Annotated in this window: 7 protein-coding genes and 1 pseudogene; 5 read left to right on the top strand and 3 right to left on the bottom strand. The window is 66.6% G+C overall.

What is annotated here, in order from left to right:
* The first annotated feature begins 48 nt into the window (after positions 1-48).
* The gene (locus G6016_RS02935; protein ID WP_241729691.1) at positions 49-576 is read left to right on the top strand and encodes a GNAT family N-acetyltransferase; all 528 of its coding nucleotides are present in this window, start codon (positions 49-51) and stop codon (positions 574-576) included.
* A gap of 31 nt (positions 577-607) precedes the next feature.
* Here G6016_RS02935 and zapE read toward each other — a convergent pair whose 3' ends face one another.
* On the bottom strand, positions 608-1,624 hold the full coding sequence (zapE, locus tag G6016_RS02930) for a cell division protein ZapE (protein ID WP_182631212.1): 1,017 nt from the start codon (positions 1,622-1,624) through the stop codon (positions 608-610).
* Positions 1,625-1,676: 52 nt separating this feature from the next.
* On the opposite strand from zapE, the gene G6016_RS02925 reads away from it, so the two are divergent.
* Genes G6016_RS02925 through msrB form a run of 4 tightly spaced genes read left to right on the top strand, consistent with a single transcriptional unit; the run spans position 1,677 to position 5,694 of the window.
* Positions 1,677-2,495 carry a dihydrofolate reductase family protein gene (locus tag G6016_RS02925; protein ID WP_338403491.1) on the top strand — a complete coding sequence of 273 codons (819 nt, stop codon included), beginning with the start codon at positions 1,677-1,679 and terminating at the stop codon, positions 2,493-2,495.
* Between the two features lie 50 nt (positions 2,496-2,545).
* The gene (locus G6016_RS02920) at positions 2,546-4,006 is read left to right on the top strand and encodes an alpha/beta hydrolase (RefSeq protein WP_241729689.1); all 1,461 of its coding nucleotides are present in this window, start codon (positions 2,546-2,548) and stop codon (positions 4,004-4,006) included.
* Positions 4,007-4,059: 53 nt separating this feature from the next.
* Positions 4,060-5,256: a glycosyltransferase family 87 protein gene (locus tag G6016_RS02915; protein ID WP_338403490.1), complete on the top strand. Its 1,197-nt coding sequence runs from the start codon at positions 4,060-4,062 to the stop codon at positions 5,254-5,256.
* Positions 5,257-5,265: 9 nt separating this feature from the next.
* Entirely contained in the window at positions 5,266-5,694 is a 429-nt protein-coding gene (gene msrB, locus G6016_RS02910; protein ID WP_182631209.1) for a peptide-methionine (R)-S-oxide reductase MsrB, read from the top strand.
* Positions 5,695-5,804: 110 nt separating this feature from the next.
* On the opposite strand, the gene hemQ is transcribed toward msrB, so the two are convergent.
* Positions 5,805-6,500 carry a hydrogen peroxide-dependent heme synthase gene (hemQ, locus tag G6016_RS02905; protein WP_182631208.1) on the bottom strand — a complete coding sequence of 232 codons (696 nt, stop codon included), beginning with the start codon at positions 6,498-6,500 and terminating at the stop codon, positions 5,805-5,807.
* A 3-nt stretch (positions 6,501-6,503) separates the two neighbouring features.
* A pseudogene (locus G6016_RS02900) lies at positions 6,504-6,777 on the bottom strand (protoporphyrinogen oxidase); the annotation flags it as partial.

Raw genomic sequence — 6,777 nt, 5'->3', positions numbered from 1 at the left:
ACCGTAAGAAGACTTCAAATGCGGACCACTAGACTTCGGGTCGTGACGATGGTTGTTCGGCCCGCCCTCCCCGACGAAGCAGCGACGCTCGCGGACCTCGCAGCCCGGACATTTCCCCTCGCATGCCCACCCGAGCTCCCTCGCGAAGCGATCGAGGAGTTCATCACCGAGCATCTCGATGTGGACGCCTTCCGCGGCTATCTCAACACGGACGGATACACCGTCCTGGCCTCTGTGCGCGCCGACGGTGAGGTCTGCGCGTATGCCTTACTCGTCGATGGTGCCGCCATGGATCCCGCATGTGCGCACCTGCTGGCAGGTGATCCCACCATCGGCATCAGCAAGTTCTATGTCGATCAGTCACTACACGGCAGTGGAGCCGCACGCATTCTGCTCGATGCCGTGATCGACCATGGCCGGCTGGCAGACGCGAGGAGCCTGTGGCTGGCGACCAACGTCGGTAATGCCAGGGCTCGCGCCTTCTACACCCGGAGCGGATTCGTCGAACGGGGCACCCGCATCTTCACCGTCGGCGGCCTAGACAACCAGGACGTGGTGCTAGAGCTGCCGCTGTAAGCCTCAATACTGCTGCTCTCACGGGGCAGGGTCAGCCGCCGACCTTGTCGAACCGGGACAGCGCGAGCAGACGAGACGTCGCCCGCAGGTACTTCTTCCGGTAACCACCCGCGACCATCTCCTCGGTGAAGATGGCGTCCAACTTGTCACCGGAATTCCGCACGGGAATGCCGGCGTCATACAGTCGGTCGGCCAGAACGACCAGCCGGAGCGCGATCGACTGGTCCGGTAGTGGCTTGACGCCGCTGAGGCATACCCGCGTGACACCGTCGACGAGGCGGTTGTACTTGGACGGATGCAGTGTGGACAGGTGCTGGCACAGCTCGTCGAAATCGTCCAGGGTCGCACCCGGTACCGCCGCCGCGTCGGCGGCCAATTCCTCATCGGTCATCGGGTCCGGGGCGGGCGGCAAATTGCGGTGACGGTAGTCAGGGCCGTCCACACGGATCGAATCGAAGATCCCCGACATCTTTCGGATCTCACGCATGAAGTCCTTGGCCGCGAACCGCCCCTCACCCAACTGCTCGGGAAGGGTGTTGGACGTGGCCGCGACACTCACCCCGGCAGTGGTGAGCTCGGCGAGCAACCGTGAAACAAGCATCGTGTCACCGGGATCATCCAACTCGAACTCATCGATGCACAGCACCGAATGCCCGGACAACTCCTCCACCGCCCGGTTGAAGCCCAACGCGCCCACGACGTGGGTCAACTCAACGAATGTGCCGAAAGCCTTGGGCTCGGGGCAGTTGTGATAGATCGAGGTCAGCAGGTGGGTCTTGCCCACGCCGAAGCCACCGTCCAGGTACACCCCTGTGCCCTGCACTACCTTGGGTCGTCGACCGAACAGGCCCTTCTTCGGTGCACGTCGTGCGCTGACCGTCTCCGCGAACTCACGACACGTCTTGACCGCCGCCGCCTGCGAAGGCTGTGCGGGATCCGGAATATAGGAGTCGAAGCTCACGTCGTCGAACATCGAGGGCGGCACCATCTGGGCCACGAGTTGGTCGGCAGGGATCACCGGGGTGACGTCAGCGAGGCGAGAGACCATGGGCGAAGCTTATCGTGGGATGAGCCCACGCCAGAAAGGGAGGACATCCGACGTGCACAGTTGCCGACCCGAGGTGGTGGATGACAACCCGGCGGCGCTGGATGTCCTGTGGCGCGCTCTCGAACCAGAGCCGTTCGGGCCGGCTGTCCGGATCAGGGCGGTGATGATCTCCTCCGTCGACGGCACAACCGCCGTCGACGGACTCAGTGGTCCTCTTGGGACCCCCACGGACCGGCTAGTCTACGACGCGATGCGGGCCCGCGCCGACGTCGTTCTGGTCGGCTCGGGTACCGCACTCGACGAGGGTTACGGTCCGGCGACCGTCGCGCCCGTGTGGACCGACCGCCGTGATCGAGCTGAACCACCGCCCGTCATCGTCCTCACTCGCAATCTCGACGATGCCCTTCTCGACCACTGCGCCAAGATAGGTTCCGGCATGCAGATCGCTGCTGCGGCGGAGACTCCACCGGCCCGGATAGCAGCCGCACGGTCTGCGGGGGTATGCGTTCACGTGATGGGAAAAGGCCCCTTCGCGCAGTCACTTCGAGACTTGTTGGCAGAGCTCGGCGCCGGTGAGGTGACCTTCGAAGGCGGCCCGCGCCTGTTGGCGGACTTCGTAACTCAGGGTCTCGTCGACGAACTGGTACTGACTGTCTCGCCCGAGATCATCGTCGGCGGCAGGTCCCCGGGTTTGGTTCCGTCGCACACCCTGCACCGCGTCCCGATGCGGGTGGCGGCGGCGTTCTCGTGCCCGCGGGGCGGCCTCTACACTCGGTGGGTCGTCGACCACGGTGGCCGCAACGAGCCGGCCGGTGGCACCGTGTCAGACAGAACGTACGGGACCGACGGGGTGGACGGGGCTGACGAATGAGGATGTCGGGCGTTGCTCGAATGGCGGCAGCCAGCCTGTCCGCTATCGCCATGACGGTGACCGCGTGCGCACCACTGCCGGCCACGGGACCGCAGCTGGCCACCGACAACGGCCCCCGGGGCACCGGGAGTTCAGTGTCCGAGGGTGACGGACCTGCCGAGCGACCCGAATGGTTGGTTCCCCCGCGCGACCTCGACTGGTCACCGTGTGGAGACCGCCCGATCGACGGAGTCCCTGATGAGGTGTCCGTGGGATGTGGTCTGGCCGGAGAGTCGCCCGCGATCCGGCTCTCGGCGTCGACGACGCCGGAGGATGCGGCGCCGCTCGTCGTGGTCGCCGGACCGGAAACACCCGCGTCAGCCCTGGCCGGGAGGCTCATCCGGACGGGTCGTGACCTCATGGACACCCGGCCGCTAGTCGTGGTCGATCATCGGGGACGCACCGATGCTGCGGGGTCGTGCCTGTCATTCCAGGCACGTCGGACGCTGGACGGCCTTGCCGACAACGGCGTCGATCCGGGATCGCCCGAGTTGCGCGCGGACCTGGCCGACACATCCCAGTCCTGCACTGATCAACTAATGGGTCATGAGCTCGACTATGGCGCTACCGGTGCGGCGCAAGACCTCGAGAGGCTGCGTGAACAGTGGGACGTGCCCGGGCTTGCACTACTGGGCATAGGTACCGGAGCGCGGACCGCTCTGGCCTACTCCACGACACACCCGGACCGAGTGTCGCTTCTCGCCCTCGACTCCCCCGCGCCGGACGACGGCGACCAGGAGTCCACCGCCCGCACGGCACTGGCGGGTTCTGACGCCGCTCTGAGGCTGTGGGCCTCGTCCTGCACACGGCCAGAATGCGGTCCCGGCGAGGCCGACCAGAAGGTGGAAGCGATCACGCGGGCACTTGAGCGCGCGAGAGAACCTGATGCAGACGTACCGGCAGCGTTGCTCTCGGACGTGGTTCGGTCGGCCCTCGGTGATCTCGCTGGCGCTTCGGCGTCAGCACCCTCCCAGGGCGACATCATCCTCGGGGACCTGATCGAATCGGCACCGGGCGAGATCCCGGACAGCGCCCGCGATCTGGCGCAGGCGCTCACGGCATCCTCGTTGCCCTACGTCGCAGGCTGCTCCGACCTGTCCCGACGGGTTCCGGTCAATCGGGTGGAGGAGCTCGAATCCGAATGGTCGGAGACACCGCCGTTCGGAACGATTCTGGCGGCTCAGCTGTCAGCCTGCTCCACCTGGCCCGTCCCCGACGCCACACCGCTGGAGATCTCACCGGCGATCCCGGTCCTGCTGATCGCGGGCATCGCAGATCCCGTAGCGGGTGCGGCCTATCTCGAGCCGACCGCCGGCCGGCTCACCGCCGCCGGCGCCACCGACGTCCGCACAGTCACCTGGGGCGCTCCGGGATCCGACATCCTCGGACATTCGAGTTGTGCTCGGGAATCGCTGATCGCCTTCCTCGACGCCCCCACCGATGCCGATGAATCCACCGCCTGTCCGTCCTGACGGACCGGAGTGCCTCACCCGGGGGCGACGACGCGAAAGGTAGCCTGCTCACCGTGCCGCTGCCCACCCGAAGCACGATGACCGTGCCACGCATCCTCTCCAACGTCCTGTGGCCGTTGGCGATCATGACGGTGATCCACCGCGTCCTCATCAGGGCGATCAACGGATCGATCACCAACGACTTCGGAACGGTCTACGCCGCGACGCGGCGCTTCCTGGCCGGCGAGCCCGTCTACTCGGAGAACCTGCTGACGGTTCAGCCGCACTACCTGTACGCGCCGAGCGGAACCCTGATGCTGTCGCCGTTCGGGATCTTCGACAATTACACGATCGCGAGATGGCTGTTCATCCTGGTCAACACCGCCGCGATCATCCTCGCGTTGTGGCTGCTCATGCGGCTGTTCAACCTGGACGTCAAGACCTTCGCAGCTCCGGCGATCCTCCTCGCGGCGTTCAGTACGGAAGCGGTCACCAACACCCTGGTGTTCACCAACATCAACGGCGTCATCTTCCTGTGTCAGGTGGCCTTCCTATACCTGCTCCACACTCGCCGGCTCTGGTGGGCAGGCGTTGCGATGGGCCTGTCCCTGGCCATCAAACCGATGCTGGCCCCGCTGCTCGTCCTCCCGCTGATCCGCAAGCAGTGGCAGCCGTTCGTCGGTGCGCTGGCGATCCCGGCAGCGGCGATGGCCGCCGGCTGGGCGATGACGGTGGACGCGGCGAGCTACCTCGACACCACGATGCCGTACATGGGCGAGGTGAGGGACTACTACAACAGTTCACTGTCGGGACTCGGGGTCTACTACGGCATCCCCGAACCGTTGATCCTGGTGGCCCGGATCCTGGTGGTCGCAGCGACCCTGCTCGCGGTGTGGCTGCTGCTGGACTACCGCCACAACAACGAGGTGCTGTGGCTGGCCACCACCTCCGGAGTGGTCCTGGCCGGTGTGTTCCTCGTCTCCACGCTCGGGCAGATGTACTACTCCATGATGCTCATCCCGATCATGCTGACGGTCGTTCTGAAGGACTCCCTGGTCCGAACGTGGCCGGCCTGGCTGGCGGCGTACGCGTTCTTCTTCCCCGACGTCTGGGAGTCCGTCCGCTGGCCGTACTACGGCCGTGTCCTCGAGTTCGCCCACCCCACGTTGGGCTGGTTGCTGCTGCTCGTCACGGTCCTGGTCGTGTTGCTGTGGCGTCGTGCATCGCCGGACCGGCACGAGCGGATCGCACCGAGCGCCGCGGCGGCGTAGCCTGCGGGCATGAGCGAGACCACCAACACCCCTCAGCCTGACTTCACCCTCGACGACGCGGAGTGGCGACGTCGACTCACGCCGGACGAGTACCAGGTGCTGCGGCAGGCAGGTACCGAGCGACCGTTCACGGGCGAGTACAACGACACGAAGACCGAGGGCGTCTACCGTTGCCGCGGCTGCGGTGCCGAGCTCTTCCGCAGCGAGGGTAAGTTCGAGTCCAACTGTGGCTGGCCGTCCTTCTTCACGCCGCTGGCCGGTGACGCGATCATCGAGAGGGAGGACACCTCCCTCGGGATGCGCCGCGTGGAGGTCCTGTGCGCGAACTGCCACGGTCACCTCGGTCACGTCTTCGAGGGCGAGGGCTACCCCACCCCCACCGACCTGCGCTACTGCATCAACTCGCTGAGCCTGACGCTGGAGCCCACGCAGGACTGACCCCGCCACGCCCACCGGGCACACCGAATACGACGAAAGCCCGCCGGGAATCTTCCCCGGCGGGCTTTCACCACGCATCGACTGAGCAGGTCAGTGCGTGTCTGGTTTTGTCAGGGCATCGTGGCCGCGAGCTTGTCCGGCGTCACGCGCGGCCCGGTGAAGAATGGGATCTCCTCGCGGACGTGGCGCCGCGCCTCGGTGGCCCGCATGTCGCGCATGAGGTCCACGATCCGGTCGAGCGCGGGCGCCTCGAAGGCGAGCAGCCATTCGTAGTCACCGAGGGTGAACGCGGGCACCGTGTTGGCGCGCACGTCCGGGTACTCGCGCGCGGCCCGGCCGTGGGCGGCAAGGATCTGGCGCCGCTCCTCGTCGGGCAGCAGGTACCACTCGTAGGACCGGACGAACGGGTACACGGAGATGTACGCGCCGGGCTCCTCCTCGGCGAGGAACGCCGGGATGTGGCTCTTGTTGAACTCGGCGGGACGGTGAAGCGCCGTGTTTGACCAGAACGTGGTGCTGGCCTTCCCGAGCAGCGTGGTGCGACGGAACTCGTTGTAGAACCCCTGGAGGTCCTCGATGTGCTCGGCGTGGGTCCAGATCATGAAGTCGGCCTCGGCGCGCAGCCCCGAGACGTCGTAGATCCCACGCACCACCACGTCGGTGTCCTCATACTTCGCGAGGAAGGCCTCCAGGTCCGCGGCCACCGCCGCCCGGTCGTCCCCCAGCTGGCCCGGGGTCACGGTGAAGACCGAGAACATGAGGTACCGCAGGGTCGAGTTGAGCTTCTTGTAGTCAAGGCGTGCCATGGCTCAATCCTGCCACTTCGCGGCCAACCGGCGGGCCGCGGCCCGCGCCGAACCGATGCAGGCCGGGACGCCGACGCCTTCGGTGGCGCCGCCGATCACCTCGACGCCGGGCAGCCCCTCCGCCAGGCCCGCCCGCATCTCCGCGATGAGCGCATCGTGTCCGGGTCCGATCTCCGCGAGGGAGTTCTGCCATCGCCGAACCCGCGAGTGCATCACGATCGGGTCCGAGCCGCACACATCTGCGAGCCCGGAGACGGCCATGCGGGTCAGGGTGTCG

This window comes from Dietzia aerolata (assembly GCF_014144865.1).
GTDB lineage: Bacteria > Actinomycetota > Actinomycetes > Mycobacteriales > Mycobacteriaceae > Dietzia > Dietzia aerolata.
This window is presented reverse-complemented; position numbering and strand designations above follow the sequence as displayed.